The sequence below is a fragment of the Oleiphilus sp. HI0079 genome, from assembly GCF_001635105.1.
The window spans coordinates 1-576 of record NZ_LWFT01001096.1; the positions used below are offsets into that span (position 1 = coordinate 1).

Sequence of the window (576 nt, forward strand, 5' to 3'; positions counted from 1 at the left end):
CGAGTTAGCAGATCGTCACTACGTTCTTGCACAAAGAGCAGAAAAGCAAAATCAGAAGCAAGCGCGCGCAAGCAACTACCGAAAAGCGGCACGCTATTACGGCGATTTTGTCGTTGCATTCCCAAGCGAACGCCAAACGCCCGAAACGTTAATGTTACTTGGAGAGTGCCGGCTCGCTTTAGAAAACTGGGCAAGCGCAATCTACGCATTTGAGGCAGCAGGGTATTATTTTCCGAGTTACGACAAAGCAAATGAAGCCGCTTATGCGTCGATATTGGCCTACAATGGTTTTTCTCGCTCATGGGATGCGAACAACCCTCGAGTACTAACAGCGAATAAAGATTTACGGCAAAAGAGTCGCCTGCGCTTCGTCGACGAATTTTCGACAGACAGACGGGCAGACGACGTTCTTTACTCAGCCACGCAAGATGCTTTTGCAGAGCAAGACTATGTTCAGAGCATCGAACTTACAGAACGCTTACTTGACTGGCAACCAAGCCCATCAAACAAGGTACTGGCCGAGACCCGGATCATAAAAGCGCACAGCCTATACGCGCTGAAGGATTATAAATATGC

General features: G+C 48.6%; 1 pseudogene. It reads left to right on the top strand.

Annotation, left to right across the window (positions count from 1 at the left end):
* A pseudogene (locus tag A3750_RS26410) lies at positions 1 to 576 on the top strand (tetratricopeptide repeat protein); the annotation flags it as partial.